Source organism: Curtobacterium sp. L3-7, from assembly GCF_048756585.1.
In the GTDB taxonomy this organism is placed as follows: domain Bacteria; phylum Actinomycetota; class Actinomycetes; order Actinomycetales; family Microbacteriaceae; genus Curtobacterium.
Window position 1 is genome coordinate 3,086,577 of the sequence record NZ_CP151474.1, and the last position, 19,761, is coordinate 3,106,337.

Consider the following 19,761-nt stretch of genomic DNA (forward strand, 5'->3'; position numbering starts at 1 on the left):
CCTGATCGAAGGAACGCCATGACGCGCCCGCTCCACCGGTTCGCCCTCGTCGTCACCACCGCACTCGTCGCGATCGACCTGGTCAGCGCCGGCGTCGTCGCGGTCACACCGTCACCGGCAGCGGCAGCCGCGCCCACCACCGGGCGGTACGTGCCGGTGGACACCGCCCGCGTCTGGTCCGGGACCGTCGGCACCTCCCCCACCGTGGTGACGATCGCCGGCAAGGTCGGCGTCCCGTCGAACGCCACCGCCGTCGTCGTCAACGTCGAGGTGGGCACCCCGACCGCGAACGGGTACGTCCGCGTCACGCCGCGCGGGTCGGACCCGCAGGTGGCGACCCAGGAGTTCTCCGCTGGGCAGACGATCTCGAACCTCTCGACCGTGAAGCTCGCCCGAGGCGGTGTGCAGGTCAAGCTGTCGGCAGGGACCGGCACCGTGTTCATGGACGTCTCCGGGTACTACGTGGACGGCTCCGGTGCGACGTACACCCCCCTCGACGCGACGCGCGTCTTCCAGGGTACGGTCGGCACGACGCCCGTCCGGGTCCCGCTGACCGGAGTCGGCGGGGTCCCGTCGACGGCCACCGCGGTCGCCGTCAACACGCAGGTGCAGGACACGACCGCGAACGGGTACGTGCGCGTCACCCCGTCCGGCCAGGACCCCCAGGTTGCGGCGCAGGTGTTCACCCGCGGGACCGCGATCTCCAACCTCGTCATCGTGAAGCTCGTCGGGGGCGCGGCCCAGGTGAAGGTGTCGAGCGGCACCGCGACGGTGTTCATGGACGTCTCCGGGTACTACGAGGACTCGGACAGCGGTTCGGTGTTCGTGCCCCTCGACACCACGCGCGCCTACGCGGGCCCGGTCACGACCACGGCACGCGTCGTCCGACTCTCCGGCACGGCCGGTGTCCCGGGGACCGCCACCGCCGTCGTCGCGAACGCCGAGACCGAGAAGACCACGGCGGCCGGGTACCTCCGGGTCACCCCGGCCGGCAAGGACGCCCAGGTCGCGACCCAGGTCTTCGGGGCGAACCGCGCGGTGTCGAACCTCGTGATGGCGAAGGTGACCGGCAGCACCGTGAACCGCGGCGTCCAGGCGAAGGTGTCGGCCGGGTCGGCCACGCTCGACCTCGACGTCGCCGGGTACTTCATGGACGGGTCGTCCGGATCGGGCATCGGTGCGGACATCTCGTGGCCGCAGTGCGGCTCGGCGTCGACGTGGCCAGACGACATGGCGTTCGGCCTGATCGGCGTCAACAACGGCCTCGCGAACAACGACAACCCGTGCTTCGGCCAGCAGCTCGTCTGGGCGCTGGGATCGGCCGGTGGGACGACACAGCCGAAGGTCCAGCTCTACGTGAACACCGCGAACCCGGGTGAGTACTTCAAGAACAACCCCGGCGCGAGCCGGGCCTCCTGGCCGACGAGCAACGCGGGGAGCGACTCGACGCGTCCGACGAACCCGTACGGCACGTGCACGAACGACACCGCGGGGCTCACGTCGACCGCGTGCTCGTGGATGTACGGCTGGAACCGCGCGGTCGAGGACGCGAACGACCGCAGCGTCTCGAACCCGGGCAGCTACCGGTGGTGGCTCGACGCCGAGACGAACGGCACGTGGCAGAGCGGGGTCGGTCAGAACCGCGCGACCCTCGAGGGGATGACCGCGTACTTCACGTCGATCGGGGCGTCCGTCGGGCTCTACTCCTCGCCGTCGGAGTGGAGCACGCTGTTCGGGTCGGTCCCGTCGTCGAGCACGCTGTACCGCCTGCCGAGCTGGCGCGCGGTCGGCACCGCCACGCTCGCCACGGCGCAGCAGTCGTGTGCGGCCACCCCGTTCACCGCAGGCGGGCGCATCGAGATGGTCCAGTACGTCGCCGACGGGTTCGACCGGAACGCCACCTGCGTGTAGGGCTGGGACTCAGCGCCGGGCGAACCGGCGCTGCAGTCCCCACTGTGTGACGCGGAGCATGGCCTCGAGCACGATGGCCTGACTCATCTTGGAGACACCACGGAGCCGGTCACGGAACCGGATCGGCACCTCGACGATGGTGCCGCCGAGGTCGTGCACGCGGAGCGTCATGTCGACCTGGAAGCAGTAGCCCTTGGAGTCGATCGAATCGAGGTCCATCCGGGCGATCACGTCGGCGCGGTAGACGCGGAACCCCGCGGTGATGTCCCGGACGTCGATGCGCAGCATCCACCGGGCGTAGGCGTTCCCGCCGCGGCTCAGTGCCTCGCGGTACTTCGGCCAGTCGACCACGGAGCCGCCGGGGACCCACCGAGACCCGATCGCCAGTGCGACCCCCTCGTCGCCGACGACGGCCTCGATGAGGGCGGGCAGCCGGTCTGCCGGGTGCGACCCGTCCGCGTCCATCTCGACGAGCAGGTCGTAGCCCCGCTCGAGCCCCCACCGGAACCCGGCGACGTACGCGCTCCCGAGACCGAGCTTGCCGGCCCGCCGCATCAGGTGGACGCGATCGTCGTGGGCCGCGATCCCCGCGACGACGTCGCCGGTGCCGTCGGGGCTGCCGTCGTCGACGACGAGCACGTGCGCGGTCGGCACGGCACCGAGGACGAGCGACAGGATGTCACCGACGTTCTCGGCCTCGTCGTACGTCGGGACGATGACGAGGGGAACCGGACTGGTGGTCATCGGGCGGGGGTGCTCCCCGGCTCGTCACGGCCCATCGTCCTGCTGGCGATCTCGGACGGCGTCGCGGACTCCGGGGCGGAGTGCTCGGTCGGCAGCCGGCGCTGCGCGGCACCCGGCGCCGCGTAGGTCAGGTAGTTGAGCCGGCTCGTCTCGCGTCGGAGCCGCGTCACCCCCTCCAGCACGAAGCCCAGTATCCACGTCAGGAACGCGATCACCATGAGCGATGCGGCGAGGAACGCGGTCGGGAACCGCGGGACGAGTCCGGTGCGTCCGAACTCGATGAAGAGCGGGATCGCCAGGACGATGCCGACGACCGCGAACAGGGCGCCGATGATCCCGTGGAAGAGCACCGGGCGCTCGAACCGGATCAGGTGCGCGATGAGGGAGAGGATCTTGAAGCCGTCGCTGTAGGTGTTGAGCTTCGACTCGGTGCCGGCGGCGCGGTCGCGGAACCCGACCGGGACCTCGGTGTGCGGGACGCGGAGGTTCATCACGTGCACGGTGAGCTCGGTCTCCGTCTCGAACTCGCGGGAGAGCGCGGGGAACGACTTCACGAAGCGACGCGACATGACGCGGTACCCGCTCAGCATGTCCGAGACGGGCGTGCCGAAGAGCCGGCCGACCACGCGGTTGAACATCCGGTTGCCGGCTTCGTGACCGGGACGGTAGGCGGTCGACGTCGGATCGTCCTGCCGGACGCCGAGGATGTGGTCGTACGGTCCCTCGAGCAGGGTCCTGATCATCTCGGGGGCGGCTGCGGCGTCGTAGGTGTCGTCGCCGTCGATCATCAGGTAGACGTCGGCGTCGATGTCGCCGAACGCGCGGCGGATGACGTTGCCCTTGCCCTTGGTGTGTTCGTACCGGACCTCGGCACCGGCACGACGGGCTTCGTCGTCGGTGCCGTCGGTGCTGTTGTTGTCGTAGACGTACACGTGGATGCCCGGGACCGCCTGCTTGAGGTCGGTCACCACCTTGTGGATCGCGGGTGCCTCGTTGTAGCAGGGGACGATCGCGGCGATGACGAGGTCGTCGAGAGTCACGGGTAGGGTCCTTCAGTGTCACGGATCCGTCGAGCGGCGGGGTCGTGGTCACGAAACCCCTGCGAGAGGCTAACAGTTCCCGTGCTCGACGGCGGACGCGCCCCGCGGAACAGGAAGGACACCGTGTCGAGAGCATCCGAGTGGTTCGTCGGGCACCTGCGCCGAGGGGGCTCGTTCCTCGTCGTCGGGGGCATCGGCTTCGTCGTCGACGCAGTCGTCTACAACGTGCTGGTCTTCTGGGGCGGCCACGGCCCCCTCTTCGCGCTCCCCCTGCTCGGCAAGGTCATCGCGATCGCCGTCGCCAGCGTCGCCACCTACTTCGGCAGCCGGCTGTGGACCTACCGGGACCGGAGCGGCGAGCAGACGCTCAAGAGCTTCGGCGTCTTCGCGCTGCTCAACGTCATCGCGATCCTGCTGCAGCTCGGGTGCCTGGGGTTCTCGCGCTACGTGCTGCACCTCGACTCCCCGCTCGCCGACAACGTGTCCGGCACGCTCGTCGGGCAGGCCGTCGCGACCGTCTTCCGCTACTTCGCGTACGGCAAGTGGGTGTTCCCGGACCGCGAGGACGGCGCCGAGGAAGCGGTCCGCCAGGCGGTCTGAGCGACGGACGCGGCCGGCCGACCGGCGGACGCTCAGCGCTTGTCGACCTCGTAGATCCAGAGCGTCTCGGCACCCTCGGTGATCTTCCGCACCGGCGAGATGCAGTCGTCGGTGACGGGCTGGTCGGACAGCACGTACTGCACGTTCTCCTGCGCGAAGCGGCTGCACCCGTCGAAGCTCACCTGGATCTGGTCACGGACCGGCAGGAAGAGCTGCGGCGCCCCGACGCCGTCGAGCCAGTTGACGTTCGCGAGACGGTTCCAGACGTCCGAGGACTTCCCGGACGGGTCGATCTCGTCCCACATCTCCTCGGGCGGGTAGGTCTGCACACCGTTGTAGGAGTGCGCGCCGCTCTCGAGGAGCATCGCCGTCGGGACGTACCCGCCGATGCCGACCCAGCGCGCGTCCGGGTCGTCCCGGACGATGGCCGAGACCGCACGGCCTGCCGTCGTCTCGGTGCCGAGGTCGTACACGCCGCGGTACAGCGGGTTGACCTGTCCGCCGACCGCGACCGAGACGGCGAGCACGAGGAGCGCGCCGACGGCGATCCACCGACGCGCGATGCAGACGACCGCGACGACGAGCAGGACGGCGGCGTACCGCCAGGCGTGGGAGGCGAGCACGATCGACTGGCTCGCGTGCAGGTGGGTGTACACGACGGCGATCGATCCGGCCACGAGGACGACCGAGTACCCGGCGACGAGCCACGGGGTGCGCGCCGCGCCGGTCCCGGCTTCGACGCGCCGGCGGTCGAGTCGTGTCGCGATGAGGGCGACGGAGGCCAACCCGAGCAGGTCGAACGCGAGCCGGAGTCGCGCGTCCGTGCTGCGGTCGAGCAGGAGCAGGTGTGCCACGGCGTCCCAGTGCGGGACGAAGACGAACGCGAGCAGGATGAGCAGCACGACGACGGTCGCGAGCACCGGCCAGTCCATCCGCCGGCGTCGGAGCGAGGTGACGAGCAGCCAGAGCAGGACCGGCAGCACGAAGACGACGACCATGATCGGCGCGGCGCCCTCCGACTGGTTCACCGCGAGGCCGCCGATGTGTCCGCTCTGGAACGACCGCTGGAACGGGCCGCTGAACAGCGACATCAGCGCGTTGTAGTTCGATGCACCGGTCGCCTCGAGGCGCTGGCCCGGGTACACGGTGCCGAGGACGGCCTTGATGGTGTCGATGCGGGTGAGCGCCCACACGCCGATCACCACGACGGCCCCCACCGCGGCCGACGCGAGCGGGACGAGCCGCAGGAGCGTGCCGCGCCACGGGACGCCGGGGGTGCGGAGCCGTTCGACGAGGAACCCGACCGCGAGCGCCACGAGCACCACGCCGGCCGGGACCATGTACGGCACGTAGATGCTCATCACCATCGTGACGGTGAGGTACCCGGTGATCACGGCGGCCACGATCGACGGCCAGCGCCGGGTGGAGCGGAACGCCCACAGCACGGCGGTGAGGCCGGCGAAGGCCCATGCCACCGGCCAGATCGTCGTCGGCAGGAACCACCACTGGATCATCGGCGACAGGCAGAGCGCGACGGCCAGGAACGCCGCGGTCGCCGGGCGGCGCGGCATCACGGTGACCGCGAACACGTACGCGGCGACCAGGGCGCCGAGGACCGGGATCCACCACCGCACGGCCATGCCCTGGTCGAGCGGCAGGAAGAGGAAGCCCACGACGTGCGGGCGGAAGACGCTCGACCAGTCCCACGACGGCAGGTCGTTCTGGATGGTCGCGTCCATGCCACCGGGGAACGACTGGTTGACGACCGGGAAGCCCTCGCGCACCTGCGACACGATCCAGCTCGACTGCACGAGCCACTCGTCGCTCCTGATGCCCTGGGGGTGGCCGGCGAGGAGGTTCGGGTCGGTTCCCGTGCCGAAGCTCTGCCAGTACACGCCGGTGGAGCTCCCGGAGATGCCGAGCGCCACGAGCACGACCACGATGAGCGCCGCGACGACCGGGAAGCCGAGCAGCACGACGAGGTTCGGGAGTCCGGACGCCCTCGGCTCGACGACCCGTTGCCAGCCGGCCTCGAGGCGGACCCACGCTGTCAGGAGCGGGTTCCGTGTGCGGGCTCGGTCGGTGGTGGGTGCGCTCACGCGGTGATCTTTCGGGTTGGTTCGCCTCACCCGACGGTGACGGCCTGGCAGCCGAGGAGGACGTTCTTCCCGGCCCCGACATTTATCGCATACGAGCAGACGGTGTGCGAACCGGCTCGCGCGGCGAAGGACTGGTTGATGCCGTGCGCGGAGCCCGCCGCCGGGTAGATCCGACCCACGTCGGCGCGCGCCGCGTTCGCCGGCCCGGACGCGACGCCGACGCCGTCGAGGTACGTGTCGACGCGGATGGCCGTCTTCTGCTGGTCGGGGTCGATCGTCCACCCGTTCACCTGCACGCGGCCGGCAGCGGGCGACGCGGCGTCCATGCCGCCGAACGGCGAGGAGTTCGCAGCGATCGTGGCCGTGTCGCAGCCGAGCGCGGTGTCACTGCCGCCACCGACGTTCTTCGCGGTCACGCAGATCGTGTGTGCACCCTGCCGGAGGTCGTAGGACACGTTGATCCCGTGCTTCGCTCCGTACTTCGGGTACACCCGACCGATGTCGCCGCGCGTGGCGTTCGCGGTGGAGGTGCCCATGGCGACACCGTCGACGGTCAGGGCGATCTGCACCGGTGCCGTGGTGTCCGGGTCGATCGTCCAACCGTTCACGGTCGCGGTCGACCCGCTCGTCGTGACGTCCATGCCACCGAAGGGCGACGCGTCGGCGACGGTCACGCTGCGGCAGCCGAGGTTCGTGCTGCCGCCGGGCCCGGTCGCGTTCAGCCCGTAGACGCAGACCTGGTGCGTGCCGGCCGACGCCGAGACGGTCGTGGCGATGCCGTGTGCGTTGCCGTAGTTGGCGTAGACACGCCCCACGTCGGGTCGTGACGCGTTCGCGACCGAGCGGCCGCGGTTGCGCCCGTCGACGTAGACGTCCACGGAGATCGACGCGGCGGTGTCCGGGTCGATCGTCCAGCCGCCGACGGCGATCGTGCCGGCCGACGGGGACGACACGTCCATGCCACCGATCGGGGACCCGGTGGACACCGCGACGGTGACGCACTGGCCGATCTGGGCGTTGGACCCGGAGCCGATGTTCACGCCGACGGCGCAGATCGAGTGCGTGCCGCCGCCGACCGTCAGGGTGTTCAGGATGCCGTGGTTGTTCCCGGCACCCGGGTAGGCGCGGCCGACGTCCGGTCGGGACGCGTTGGCGGGCAGGGTGCCGAGGAGCTTGCCGTCGGAGTACCACTGCACCTGCACGGTGGCTGCCTTGTCGTTCGGGTCGATCGCCCAGCCGCCGACCTGCACGTAGCCGGGGCCGTACTGCTTGGCGTCGATGCCGCCGAAGGGGTTGTCAGCGGTGGAGACGCCGAACCAGTCGTTGTAGAGCCGCCAGAAGTTGCGGTTGCCGTAGGCCGAGCAGCCGTCGCCCGTGCCGTACAGGTTGTTCAGCGCCGCCTGGTTCGGCGTGTACGGCGTGTAGTAGTACAGCGCCGCCGTCGCCTTGTTCTGGATGTAGACGCTCTTCGTGCCGCACGCCGCGTTCGGGTTGTACTGCACGTTGCGGTTCGCGCCGGGACCGAACCAGGTGAAGTAGTTGCTCGTCCCGGCGGGGTTGCCGTAGCGCTTCCACTGCCACGACGCCCAGAAGACCTGGTTGCCGACACCCGAGTACGCCGGGTCACAGCCGCCGTTGGCGCTGTCCGGGCATGCGTACCCCATCGCTCGCGAGAGCACCGCAGCCGAGGGGTTGCGGGCAGTGCCGCCGTTGATCAGCGCCTGCTCCTTCTGGAGCGTGACGAGGATGACCTTGGGGTTGATGCCGCACGCGGCACCGACGCGGGCGATGATCTGCGCCGCGGAGAGCGAGGTCCCGCCGGCGACGGCGTTGCACATCGCGTCGGCACCGTGGCTGTTGAGCGAGTAGCGCCCGACGTTGAGGCACGAGCTCGACGAGCAGGTGCCGATCTGGGCGTTGAGGAAGGTCTGGATGGCCGTCTCGGACATCCCTCCCCCGTTGTAGAACTCGGAGTCCGGGATGATGTTGCCCGGGTCGAACTGCGAGCCGCTCAGTGCGGATGCGGAGTCCTGCGACGCGTTCGGTCCGGTGATCTGGAAGCCGACCAGGACGCTCGCGACGGCGAGCACGCTCGCGGCGACGGCGATGAGCTTTTTCACGTCGGGGGCCTCCCTGGGGCGGCGACGGGGGTGGTTGGCACGCGCTTCGCGGTGGCGGCCGAGGCCGGATCCCTGGAACCGGCCAAGTCACACGTGCCACAGCAGGCTACCCCGATCACAGTGATCACACAGCCCCCAAACCCTCCCCCGAACGGGAGGCGCGGCGCGGCTCCGCGCCGTCAGTGCGTTCCCGAGACGGTCGCCACCTGAGTGCGTGTTCAGCCTGCGGTGTCGACCAGCGTCTCGACGCGGACCCGCGCGGCGCGGTCGAAACCGTCCGCCCGGCGGGCGCGACGCGCGTGGCGGAGCACGGCAGGGGCCTCCAGGACGAGCCGGCGCCACGCCGACGGCGTGAGCTGCGCGCCGGACGGACGCGCCAGGTCGCGCAGCATGCGCACGACGGTGCGCGCACCGACCCGGAGCGCGAAGGCCGGTGAGCCGTTGCGCACCACGACCGCGAGGCGGTTCCGCATGCTCTGGTACCGGACGAGCGGTGAGTCGCTGCCGGAGCTGGCGGCGTGCCGGTGGACGACGACCGCATCGGGGGCGTAGCGGACGTCGAACCCGGCGAGCCGGAGCCGCCACGCGACGTCGAGGTCCTCGTAGTACATGAAGAGGGACTCGTCGAAGCCGCCGACCTGCTCGAGCGGTCCGCGACGCAGGAACACCGCTCCCCCGGAGAACCCGAACAGCGGCGCCGACTCCGGCGCGTCGTCGATCGGGCGCAGCCAGTCCCGGTCGCGACCGTTGCCGGCGCGGTCGACGACGACGCCGGTGCCGTTGACGAGCGTCTGACCGGCGCCGGACCGACGCCAGCGCGTCCCGTCCCCGGCGACCAGGTCGTCGTCGCCGCGGTCGGCGCCGGTGACCCGGGTGAACGCGCCCTCCAGCACCGCGGTGGCGGCCACCGCGGCGACGACGTCACCGCCGGCGGCCAGCACCGCGAGCCCGCGGTCGAGGAACCCGTGGTCCGCGACCGCGTCGTTGTTGAGGAGCACGACGACGTCACCGGAGGACGCGCGGATCCCGCGGGTGACCCCGCCGGCGAACCCGGAGTTGGTCGGCTCGGCGACGACGACCGCGTCCGGGTGGTCGGCGCGGTAGGCGGCGACGGTCGCGTCGTCGGCCTCGTTCACCACGACCACGAGCTCGATCGTCGCCTCGACGCGCTGCGAGCGCACGGAGTCGATCGCCCGACGGGTGAGTTCGGGCTGGTGCCAATCGACGATGACCACGGAGACGTCCACGCCGCCAGTCTCCCAGGCTCCCGGGCGGTCCGAGCCCCGGCCGCCCGCACCGTGGACACGGCGTCGGTATAGTGGTGCCGCCTTCCGGGGCACCACCGCCAGCCGACGTATGGAGTTCGTCCGTGTCCACTTTCGCGCCTCGCGTGTCCGTCGTCGTCATCAACTTCCGCGGAACCGACGACACGCTCGAGTGCATCGCCCGCCTCAGCGAGGTCGACTGGCCGGCGGACCGTCTCGAGATCGTCGTCGTCGAGAACGGGTCGGGTGACGACAGCGAAGCGCGCCTCCGTGCCGCGCTCGGCGAGCAGAAGAACGTCAGGATCATCGTCTCCGAGGAGAACCTCGGGTTCACCGGCGGCAGCAACCTCGGTGCCCGTGAGGCGAGCGGCGACGTCGTCGCGTTCCTCAACAACGACGCCAAGCCCGACGTCAACTGGGTCAAGGAGGGCATCGCCGGGTTCGCACCGAGCCCCCGCGTCGCCGCCGTGGCCAGCAAGGTCCTCGACTGGGAGGGCAAGACGATCGACTTCGTCGAATCGGGGCTCAGCTGGTTCGGCATGGGCTACAAGAACCACATCGCCGAGCTCGACGACGGCCGCTTCGACGAGCCGCGGGACCTGCTCTTCGGCACCGGCTCGGCACTCTTCGTCCGCCGCGACGTCTTCCTCGAGGTCGGCGGCTTCGATGAGGGCCTGTTCATGTTCTACGACGACGTGGACCTCGGCTGGCGCCTCAACCTGCTCGGCTACCGCGTCCGGTTCGCGCCGCGCTCGGTGGTCTACCACAAGCACCACGGCTCGATGAAGTCGTTCGGCGACCACCGCGAGATGTACCTGCTCGAGCGGAACGCCCTGCACCTGCTCTACAAGAACCTCTCCGACGAGAACCTCGGCACCTTCCTGCCGGCAGCGCTGGCGCTCCTGGCCCGCCGCGCGGTGGCGAAGAGCGGCCGCGACTCCGGCGAGTTCGACATCCGCCGATTCACCGGCGCACCGGACGAGTTCGACCCGACGACGCCGATGTCCAAGGAAGCCGTCGCCGGCCTCTACGCGCTCGACCAGTTCGTCGCCGACCTGCCGCGTCTGTCCGAGGACCGTCGCCGCATCCAGGGCCAGCGGGTGAAGACCGACAAGGAGGTCTTCCGGCTCTTCGGGGACGCGTTCAAGCCGCTGTTCGAGGACGGCTACTTCCTCGAGGGCTACCAGGCCATCATCGAGGCCTTCGACGTCGAGCAGCCGATGCACCGCAACCGCGTGCTCGTCATCACCGGCGACGCCCTCGGCGAGAAGATGGCCGGCCCCGGGATGCGCGCGTGGAAGATCGCGGAGGCGCTCAGCGAGCACAACGACGTCCGTCTCGTGACCTGGAACGTCGCGAACCGCAAGTCCGACACGTTCGAGGTCTCCCGGGTGCCGCTCCAGCACGAGCGCACCATGAAGGACCACGAAGAGTGGGCCGACGTCATCTTCTTCCAGGGCTACGCGCTCCACCACTTCCAGACGCTGCAGCGCTCGAACAAGATCATGGTCGTCGACCTGTACGACCCGATGCACCTCGAGCAGCTCGAGCAGGCTCGTGACAACGGCGACGTCGGCTGGCGCAACCAGGTGACCTCGACGACCGAGGTCATCAACGCCCAGCTCGAGCGCGGCGACTTCTTCCTGTGCGCCTCGGAGCGCCAGCGCCTGTTCTGGCTCGGCCAGCTCGCCGGCGTCGGTCGTGTCAACCCGGACAACTACCTGGCGGACGACAACCTCAACAAGCTCATCGCCATCGCGCCGTTCGGCATGGACTCCACCCCGCCGAAGCACGAGCGCAAGGCGATCCGCGGCGTGACGCCCGGCATCGGCGAGGACGACAAGGTCGTCATCTGGGGCGGTGGCATCTACAACTGGTTCGACACCCCGTCGCTGGTCCGCGCCGTCGCGAAGGTCGCCGAGACGCACGACGACATCCGGCTGTTCTTCCTCGGCGTCGCGCACCCGAACCCGGACGTGCCCGAGATGGCGATCGTCTCCGAGACCCGCCGCATCAGCGACCAGCTCGGCCTGACGAACAAGCACGTGTTCTTCAACGAGCAGTGGGTCGCACTCGACGACCGGCAGAACTACCTGCTCGAGGCCGACGCCGGCGTGTCGACGCACTTCGCGCACATCGAGACCACGTTCTCGTTCCGCACGCGCATCCTCGACTACATGTGGGCGAACCTGCCCATCGTCACGACGGACGGCGACAGCTTCGGCGACCTCGTCGCAGCGGAGGGCATGGGCGTCGCGGTCAAGGAGCGCGACGTCGACGGCCTCGCCGCCGCACTCGAGTCGATGCTCTACGACGAGCAGGCGGCGCAGGCCGCTCGTGACGCCGTCAGCCGTGTCCGCTCGGACTTCACGTGGGACCGCGCCCTCGCGCCGCTCGTCGAGTTCTGCAAGGACCCGCACGTGGCCGCGGACCGCGCCCACGAAGCCGCGGTGCCCGCAGGGTCCGTCGCGGCCGGCGGACGTCCGCGCGTCGCCCTCAGCCCGGCCCGCCAGCGCGAGCTGCAGTTCCACCAGATCGCGAACAGCCGCCACGGCATCTCCCGTGACGTCCGTCTTGCGACCTGGTACCTCCGCGAGAACGGCGTCTCCGGGCTCCGCGACAAGGTGCAGAACCGGGTGCGCATCATGCGGGAGAGCAAGAACGGCCGCTGACCTCAGGCGGCCCCCAACGGCCGCCGATGTACAGTTGTCCGTCGCCCGCGTCGAATGTAAGGACCCCTTTTGAGCAACATCGTCACCGAGCGGTTCGATCGCCTCCGGCAGGAACACATGGTTCCCGCCGGTCGACCGGCCACGGCCGTCATCGGGTCGCTGCGCGAGATCTTCGCGCACCGGCAGCTGCTCGACCTGCTGATCCGCCGCGACCTGAAGTCGCGGTACAAGGACAGTGCCCTCGGGTTCGCCTGGACCCTGATCCGTCCGCTCGTCCAGCTGGCGATCTACTACTTCGTGCTCGGGGAGATCCTCGGCGCGTCCCGGAACATCCCCGAGTTCGCGATCTACGTGTTCTCCGGGCTGACCCTGTACGGGCTCTTCAGCGAGATCGTCGCGGCCGGTACCGCGTCGATCGTCGGGAACGCCGGCCTGATCAAGAAGATCTACCTGCCCCGTGAGATCTACCCGCTGGCGAGCGTCGGCGCCGCGCTGTTCAACTTCGGCGTCCAGCTCGTCGTCCTGCTCGCGGCCGCGATCCTGCAGAGCGGCTTCGCCTGGATCCGTCCCGACCTGCTGTACTTCTTCCCGGCGACCCTGGTGATCCTGATCTGGGCCACCGCGTTCGCGCTGCTGCTCGCCGCGGCGAACGTCTACCTCCGTGACATGCAGTACCTCGTCGAGGTCCTCGTGCTCCTGCTCATGTGGGGCTCCCCCATCGTCTACAGCTGGCAGATGGTCGCGACCCGTGCACCAGAGTGGCTGCTGAGCATCTACACGTCCAACCCGATCACCCTCGCCGTCCTCGGCATCCACCGTGCGTTCTGGACCGCCGGTGCCGACTCCGAGTACCCCTCGCACCTGCTGATCCGCCTGGTCGTCGCCGGCGTCGTCGGCCTCGTCGCGCTGCTGGTCTGCCAGCGGGTGTTCGCCAAGCTGCAGGGCAACTTCGCCCAGGAGATCTGACCCGATGAGCATCGACAACGACATCGCCCAGGAGACCCGGTCCCCGTTCACCGACGCACCGGCCGTCGTCACGGTCAAGAACGTCTCGAAGCGCTTCACGATCCGCAAGGACAACTCCCTCAAGGAGCGCATCGTCACCCTCGGCCGCGCCGGACGTCGGCACAGCGAGGACTTCTGGGCGCTCAAGGACATCAGCCTGGACATCCCGGCCGGCACCACGATCGGGCTGCTCGGCCCGAACGGCTCCGGCAAGTCGACGCTGCTGAAGACCATCGGCGGCATCCTCGAACCGACGACGGGTTCGGTCGAGCGCCGTGGTCGTCTCGCCGCGCTCATCGAGCTCGGCGCCGGGTTCCACCCCGACCTGACCGGCCGCGAGAACGTCTACCTCAACGCCGCGATCCTCGGCCAGACGCAGGAGGAGACCGAGGCCCGCTTCGAGGACATCCTGCAGTTCTCCGGCATCGGCGACTTCATCGACACCCAGGTGAAGTTCTACTCGTCCGGCATGTACGTCCGGCTCGCCTTCGCGGTCGCGATCAACACCGACCCGGACGTCCTGCTCGTCGACGAGGTCCTGGCGGTCGGTGACGAGCAGTTCCAGAAGAAGTGCCTCGACAAGATCCGCGAGTTCCAGGAGCAGGGCCGCACGATCATCCTCGTGTCGCACTCCCTCGGACAGGTCCAGGAACTCTGCGACTCCGCCGTCGTCCTGCACCACGGCGAGGTCAAGTTCCAGGGCTCGGCGCGTCTCGCGGTGAAGAACTTCCGCGAGATCCTCGAGGGCCGTCGTGTCGCCGAGGCCGAGGCCGCGAACCCGGAGGCGGACGCGAACCCCGGCAAGGTCGAGCACGTCGAGCTCGAGATCCCCGGCCGCGCCCCCGGGGCCGAACACCGCCACGGCGACGACCTGGTGATCCGTGCGACCTTCTCGCACAAGGACGTCCTGCCCGAGTGGCGTGCCGGCATCAAGATCGAGACGCACCTCGGCCACCCCGCGTTCGGCATCGACAGCCGCCAGACGCAGGTGCGGCACGATCCGCTGCGCGGCACGGCCACCGTCGAGTGGCACCTCACGGACCTGCGGCTCGGTGGCGGTCAGTACTTCGTGCACGTCTTCCTCGCGAAGCCGAACGGCGAACACATCGTCATCGAGCGCGAGGCCGCGCGGTTCGTGGTCGTCGACGAGGACACGCAGTCCGGCATCGCCTGGACGAAGACCACCGAACGCCAGGTCAAGGGCTGACGTGCAGGAACGGCCGGTGCTGATCGACGCCACGTCGGTCCCGCCGAACCGTGGCGGGGTGGCTCGGTACATCTCCGGGCTCCTCACCGGCCTGGCCGACCTCGACGTCCGCGTCGACGTGATCGCGAAGCCCGGTGACCTCGACTGGCTCCGCGGGCTCGCGCCGGTGCACCGCTACCACGCGGCGCCGGGTTGGACCGCCTCGCGGCCGGCGCGGTTCGTCTGGGAGCAGGTCGGCCTGCCCCGGGCGGTGCGCCGTGTCGGGGCGACCATCCTGCACAGCCCGCACTACACGTTCCCGGTGACCCGTGCCTCCAGGACGGTCGTCACCCTGCACGACGCGACCTTCTTCAGCGACCCGGCCGCGCACTCGCGCCTGAAGGTGCTCTTCTTCCGCACCTGGACGCGCCTGGCGCGCCGGTTCGCCCGTGCCACGGTGGCACCGAGTGCCGCCACGGTCAGCGAGCTCGACCGGTTCGCCGGTCCCGCACGGACGGCGACGGCGGTCGCCCACCTCGGGGTGGACGCCGCCCTGTTCCACGCGCCGAGCGCCGACGAGGTCGCGGCGTTCCGCAGCACCCACCGGATCGACGACGGCACGGAGTGGATCGCGTTCCTCGGCACCGTCGAACCACGGAAGCGCGTGCCGGAGCTCATCGCAGCGCACCGCGCCCTCGCCGACCGCACCGGCACCGACGTCCCGACGCTGCTCGTCGCCGGTGGCCTCGGCTGGGACGAGACCGCCCGCGGACAGCTCGAAGCGGCCGGTGACCGACCGGGGGCGCCACTGCGCTACCTCGGCTACCTGCCGATCGATGAACTGCGCGCCTTCCTCGGTGGCTCCCGCGTGGTCGCCTACCCGAGCATCGCCGAGGGCTTCGGCCTCCCCGTGCTCGAGGCGATGGCGTCGCGTGCCGACGTCCTGACCACCGACCGACTGGCGATCCCGGAGGTCGGCGGCGACACCGTCACCTACACCGAGCCGGACGCCGGCCCCATCGCGGACGCACTCGAGCAGCTGCTCGCGCAGGACCCCGCGGTCAGGGCGGACCGCGTGGAGCGCGCCGGTGCTCGTGCCGACGGTTTCACCTGGGCCGCGTGTGCCCGCGCCCACCTCGGGGTGTTCGCATGAGCGGGCGGGCCGCGATCGTCACGGTGTCCTACAACTCCCTCGACGTGCTGCCGCCGTTCCTCGCGTCCACGGCGGACGCCAGCGCCGACGACGTCGAGGTCGTCGTGGCGGACAACGACTCCGCCGACGCCGACGAGCTCCGCCGCGTCACCGAGGCGGCCGGCGCACGCTTCCTGGAGCTCGGCGAGAACCGCGGGTACGGGGCCGCGGCGAACAGCGCGGTCGCCACGCTCGACCAGGACGTCCGATGGGTCCTCGTCTCGAACCCCGACGTCGTGCTCGAACCGCTCGCACTCGACCGGATGATCGCCACGGCGTCCGCCGACACCACGATCGGCGCCGTCGGGCCCCGGCTCCTCGAACCCACCGGCGAGGTCTACCCCTCGGCGCGGCTGGTGCCGTCGCTCCGGACCGGACTCGGGCACGCCGCGTTCGCGAACGTCTGGCCGGGGAACCCGTGGACCAAGCGCTACCGCCAGGACGGCGACCACTCCGCCCGGCGCGACGCCGGGTGGCTGTCCGGCGCGTGCGTGCTCGTCCGCCGGGACGTGTTCGACCGGCTCGGCGGCTTCGACGAGGGCTACTTCATGTACTTCGAGGACGTGGACCTCGGCTGGCGGATCGGCAAGGCCGGCTTCCGCAACGTGTTCGACCCGTCGGCCACCGCCGTCCACGTCGGCGGCACCGCCACCAAGGGGTCGTCGGAGCGCATGCGGAAGGCCCACCACGAGAGCGCCTACCGGTTCCTCGCACAGAAGTACTCGGCGTGGTGGCTCTGGCCACTCCGCGTCGCGCTGAAGGTCGCACTGTCCGTGCGTGCCCGCGCCACCCACACCCGCTGACCCACTAGCGTCGTACCGCAGCCCGACCCGTTCCCGAACCGGAGTTCTCCCCGATGATCCTCGCCGTCACCCTGATGGTCCGCGACGAAGCGGACGTCATCCCTGCCTGGCTCGACTACCACGTCGCGCAGGGGTTCGACGTCTTCGTCATCACCGACAACGGATCAGTCGACGGCACGACCGAGCTCCTGACGGCCTTCGCCGAACGCGACGACGTGACCGTGGACCTGCGACACGACCCCGTGCACCGGAAGCAGCAGGGCACCGTCGTCACGGGCATGGCACGTGACGCGGCGACCGTCCACCACGCCGACTGGGTCGTCAACGCCGACGCCGACGAGTTCATCGTCCCGGTGGACCGTTCCCTGACGGTGCGACAGGTCTTCGAACGGCTCGACCCCGCCATCGGCGCGTTCACCGTGCCGGTCGTGAACCTCACCGGTCGTCTCGCGAAGTCCGGCGGGGGCATCGAGCGACTGCACTGGCGTGACGAGCGCTCCGTCGACGAGCTCCGTGCGGCCGGTCTCGTCGCGCCGCCGACCACCAACGCGATCCACGTCGGCTCGCCCGACGTCACCGTCGTGCAGGGCAACCACCAGGTGAGCGTCGCCAACGGGGCCCCGGTGCCCGATGCGCTCCGGCTCGAGGTCCTGCACCTGCCGTGGCGCTCCTGGAAGCAGTACGAGCACCGCGTCGACGTGAGCGGCAAGGCCTACGAGGCGAACCCGGACCTCACCCCGAGCCCGCGCCACCACGGCATGCGCGACTACCGGCGGCTGCACGAGGGCGTGCTGCAGTCGACCTTCGCGCTCCGGTTCGTCACCGACGAGGCCGCCGTCGACGGCCCGTTCACCCGCGACGACGGCGTGGCCGAGGTGCTGCGCCGCGCCGGCTCCCCCGCCGTGGACGCCGGAAGCGACCCGCTCGTCCCCGCGGCAGAGTTCCTCCGCCTGCAGACCCTCGGGCGCGCGATCACCGAGCGGGACCTGCGGATCGAGGAACTCGAGGACCGGGTCCGCGCCGGCGAGGAGACGGCGAACACGCTCCGCTCGGCCGTGCAGTTCGAACGGGAGCGTGCCGAGGCCGCGATCCGCGAGACCGCCGCCCGTGACGCCGAGCTCGCCGCGATGCACGCCAGGCGGGTCGTCCGGCTCGCCGACAAGGCCGGAGACCTCGCACGCCGGGTCCGCCGCCGCTAGCGAGCCGACGCGGCGCGCGCGCTCCTGACGGCGTCGAGCAGCACCGCTGCCCGGCGCGCGAACGAGTGCTCCGCGCCGATCCGTTCCCCGCGGACGCGGCGCTGCTCGGCCGTCGCCGCTTCCCCGTCTCCGACGAACCCGACGCCGACGAGCGCGCGCAGCGCCTCCACCGAGTCGTACGTCCGGACCGCGCCGTGGAACAGCTCGTCGACGCCGGGTACCGGGTCCGTGACGACGAGCGCTCCTGATGCCGCGGCGTCGAAGAGCCGGTTCGACAGGAACCCGTCCCGCGCCATGTCGTCCCAGTGGTCGTTCAGCACGACGCGAGCGCTGCGGTAGAGCGCCGGGAGCTCGTCGTTCGGCACGAAGACACCGCGGTGCACGCCCTCCGGCAGGAGCCCTTCCCAGCCCTCGCCCCACACCGCCAGGTCGGCACCGGCCGCCACGGCGTCGCGGACCACCGGCCGGAACACCGCCCGGGTCTTGCCGACGAACGCCGTGTCGAGCCCCGCGTACGCCGGGTCCTGGCTGCCCGGGTGGAACCGCGCCGGGTCGGTGGCCTGCAGGAGTGGGGCGACGGGCAGTCCGGTCGACGACGTCGTGCGGGACGCCCACGCCGGTCCGGCAGCGAACCGCAGGTCGTAGCGGGCGAGTTCGGCCGGTGTCAGCAGGTCGGGGTGCGAGATCACCCAGAGCACGTTCGTCGCCGAGGGGTGCACCGGGGTGTCGTCGAGCCCGCGCAGCGTCAGCGCGACGTCGTCCAGGTGCTCGGAGAACGGCCGGACGTGGGACTCGCGGTGGTCGACCACGACCTCTTGCCCGAGGGAGCGGAGTGCGGCGGCGAGGTCGCGCGCGAAGAACGTGTCGCCCCAGTCGTCCCCGCGGGGTCCCGGGTGTGCGGCGATCCGGATCGACCAGCGGAGCCGCTCGCCGCGGTCGAGGAGCGTCAGCCGCCCCTGACCGCGTTCGGCCCGGACGATCGGCTCCCGCAGCGCGACCGGTGCACCCACCTGGTCGGCCGACGGCACGCCCGGCACGAAGCCGAGTCGGCCGAGCGCGGCGGTGGCGGTGTCGTCCGTCCGTCCACCCCAGGCGAGCAGTGCGTCAGCGGCGTCGGTGTCGTAGCGCCGCTCACGCAGCGCGGTCGTCCGGTAGACCCGGCCGAGCGGCACGACGACGCAGTCGCCGTCAGCACCGTCCGCGGTGTCCCGGGTGAGCCGGGCGACCGCCGTGCGGGTGTCGACGGTGCGGACGGGTACCGCCAGGTCCGCCGTGCGGGTGGCGAAGCACGGCTCGTCGGCGGCGAAGACGGCGACGCCGTCGAGGGCCTCGGCGTCCTCGGCAGGGTGACCTCGGAGCAGCGACGCGACGGGAGCCGTCGCACGCGGCAGCACCGCACCGGCGCTCGCGACCACGTCGTCCCCGGTGCGGACGACGGCCAGGGCGACCCGTGCCTCCTGGCCGAGCGCGCGGAGCAGGCGGCCGTACCCGTCGAGCGGCACCGTGACGGACGCGTCCTGGACGACGACCGATGCGCTCGTGAGGAGCGGGCGTGCCGCGGCGACCGCGCCGCCCCAGGTGGCCGCCACGGTCGCGCGGGCGGCGACGTGGCCGTCGCCGTCGCCGACGGCCGGGTAGACGCTCGTCGGGCCGGCGTGCACGTCGTACGCGCTCACCACCACCGACGCCGCGCCGGCCGCGCGCGCGGCCGCGACCGCCGCCAGGTGTGTGCCGTCGCGGTACGCGGACTCCGCGACGGTGACGACGACGTCGAAGCCGTCGTCACCGGGTCGCGGCGCGTCCGTCACGAGGGACGTGTCGACCGGGAGGCCCGGCTCGGCCCCGTCGGCCGGGTCCGGTTCCGGCGTGACCGGCTCGGACGTGCCGGGCCGTCCGAGCAACCGGCGCAGCCCCGCTCGGGCCAT

The 19,761-nt window shown here is 71.0% G+C and carries 14 protein-coding genes; 8 read left to right on the top strand and 6 right to left on the bottom strand.

The genetic code is table 11. The annotated features are described in order from the left end of the window. Nucleotides 1–18: 18 nt before the first annotated feature. On the top strand, nucleotides 19–1,911 hold the full coding sequence (locus tag AAEP80_RS14850) for a hypothetical protein (RefSeq protein WP_420364960.1): 1,893 nt from the start codon (nucleotides 19–21) through the stop codon (nucleotides 1,909–1,911). Between the two features lie 9 nt (nucleotides 1,912–1,920). Here AAEP80_RS14850 and AAEP80_RS14855 read toward each other — a convergent pair whose 3' ends face one another. Both AAEP80_RS14855 and AAEP80_RS14860 read right to left on the bottom strand, forming a co-directional pair. Next, complete coding sequence (locus AAEP80_RS14855) at nucleotides 1,921–2,655, bottom strand: polyprenol monophosphomannose synthase (protein WP_420364961.1); 735 nt, start codon at nucleotides 2,653–2,655, stop codon at nucleotides 1,921–1,923. After that, nucleotides 2,652–3,695 (bottom strand): glycosyltransferase family 2 protein, encoded by a 1,044-nt coding sequence (locus AAEP80_RS14860; RefSeq protein WP_420364962.1) that lies wholly within the window; start codon nucleotides 3,693–3,695, stop codon nucleotides 2,652–2,654. Before AAEP80_RS14860 ends, AAEP80_RS14855 begins: the two co-directional genes overlap by 4 nt. 123 nt (nucleotides 3,696–3,818) lie before the next feature. Between AAEP80_RS14860 and AAEP80_RS14865 the strand changes: the two genes are divergently transcribed. After that, nucleotides 3,819–4,295 (top strand): GtrA family protein, encoded by a 477-nt coding sequence (locus AAEP80_RS14865; RefSeq protein ID WP_420364963.1) that lies wholly within the window; start codon nucleotides 3,819–3,821, stop codon nucleotides 4,293–4,295. Nucleotides 4,296–4,327: 32 nt separating this feature from the next. Here the strand turns inward: AAEP80_RS14865 and AAEP80_RS14870 are convergent, their stop codons facing one another. The 3 genes from AAEP80_RS14870 to AAEP80_RS14880 form a co-directional block, all read right to left on the bottom strand. After that, nucleotides 4,328–6,394 (bottom strand): DUF7657 domain-containing protein, encoded by a 2,067-nt coding sequence (locus AAEP80_RS14870; protein WP_420364964.1) that lies wholly within the window; start codon nucleotides 6,392–6,394, stop codon nucleotides 4,328–4,330. A gap of 26 nt (nucleotides 6,395–6,420) precedes the next feature. Then, the gene (locus AAEP80_RS14875; protein WP_420364965.1) at nucleotides 6,421–8,514 is read right to left on the bottom strand and encodes a hypothetical protein; all 2,094 of its coding nucleotides are present in this window, start codon (nucleotides 8,512–8,514) and stop codon (nucleotides 6,421–6,423) included. Nucleotides 8,515–8,732: 218 nt separating this feature from the next. Next, a complete protein-coding gene (locus AAEP80_RS14880; protein WP_420364966.1) occupies nucleotides 8,733–9,761 on the bottom strand; it encodes a glycosyltransferase family 2 protein in 1,029 nt (342 codons plus the stop codon). 122 nt (nucleotides 9,762–9,883) lie between these two features. Here AAEP80_RS14880 and AAEP80_RS14885 point away from each other — a divergent pair, with 122 nt between their 5' ends. The 6 genes from AAEP80_RS14885 to AAEP80_RS14910 all read left to right on the top strand — a co-directional run bounded on the left by AAEP80_RS14885 (nucleotide 9,884) and on the right by AAEP80_RS14910 (nucleotide 17,836). After that, nucleotides 9,884–12,451 (top strand): glycosyltransferase, encoded by a 2,568-nt coding sequence (locus AAEP80_RS14885; protein WP_281264989.1) that lies wholly within the window; start codon nucleotides 9,884–9,886, stop codon nucleotides 12,449–12,451. 69 nt (nucleotides 12,452–12,520) lie between these two features. Beyond that, a complete protein-coding gene (locus tag AAEP80_RS14890; protein ID WP_402729995.1) occupies nucleotides 12,521–13,417 on the top strand; it encodes an ABC transporter permease in 897 nt (298 codons plus the stop codon). Between the two features lie 4 nt (nucleotides 13,418–13,421). Further along, nucleotides 13,422–14,663, top strand: coding sequence for an ABC transporter ATP-binding protein (locus tag AAEP80_RS14895; RefSeq protein WP_281264991.1), 1,242 nt, complete (start codon nucleotides 13,422–13,424; stop codon nucleotides 14,661–14,663). Nucleotides 14,664–14,679: 16 nt separating this feature from the next. Then, nucleotides 14,680–15,795, top strand: a complete 1,116-nt coding sequence (locus tag AAEP80_RS14900; protein ID WP_420364967.1) for a glycosyltransferase family 4 protein — start codon at nucleotides 14,680–14,682, stop codon at nucleotides 15,793–15,795. Further along, complete coding sequence (locus AAEP80_RS14905) at nucleotides 15,792–16,637, top strand: glycosyltransferase family 2 protein (RefSeq protein WP_420364968.1); 846 nt, start codon at nucleotides 15,792–15,794, stop codon at nucleotides 16,635–16,637. The genes AAEP80_RS14900 and AAEP80_RS14905 overlap by 4 nt, the downstream gene beginning before the upstream one ends. A 53-nt stretch (nucleotides 16,638–16,690) precedes the next feature. Then, a complete protein-coding gene (locus AAEP80_RS14910) occupies nucleotides 16,691–17,836 on the top strand; it encodes a glycosyltransferase family 2 protein (protein ID WP_420364969.1) in 1,146 nt (381 codons plus the stop codon). Here the strand turns inward: AAEP80_RS14910 and AAEP80_RS14915 are convergent. Further along, the gene (locus AAEP80_RS14915; protein ID WP_420364970.1) at nucleotides 17,833–19,761 is read right to left on the bottom strand and encodes a glycosyltransferase family protein; all 1,929 of its coding nucleotides are present in this window, start codon (nucleotides 19,759–19,761) and stop codon (nucleotides 17,833–17,835) included. The genes AAEP80_RS14910 and AAEP80_RS14915 overlap by 4 nt on opposite strands.

Coding starts and splice junctions, on each gene's coding strand:
- AAEP80_RS14855 (WP_420364961.1), bottom strand. CDS start 2,655: ATGACCACCAGTCCGGTTCCCCTCGTCATCGTCCCGACGTACGACGAG.
- AAEP80_RS14915 (WP_420364970.1), bottom strand. CDS start 19,761: ATGGCCCGAGCGGGGCTGCGCCGGTTGCTCGGACGGCCCGGCACGTCC.
- AAEP80_RS14905 (WP_420364968.1), top strand. CDS start 15,792: ATGAGCGGGCGGGCCGCGATCGTCACGGTGTCCTACAACTCCCTCGAC.
- AAEP80_RS14910 (WP_420364969.1), top strand. CDS start 16,691: ATGATCCTCGCCGTCACCCTGATGGTCCGCGACGAAGCGGACGTCATC.
- AAEP80_RS14895 (WP_281264991.1), top strand. CDS start 13,422: ATGAGCATCGACAACGACATCGCCCAGGAGACCCGGTCCCCGTTCACC.
- AAEP80_RS14850 (WP_420364960.1), top strand. CDS start 19: ATGACGCGCCCGCTCCACCGGTTCGCCCTCGTCGTCACCACCGCACTC.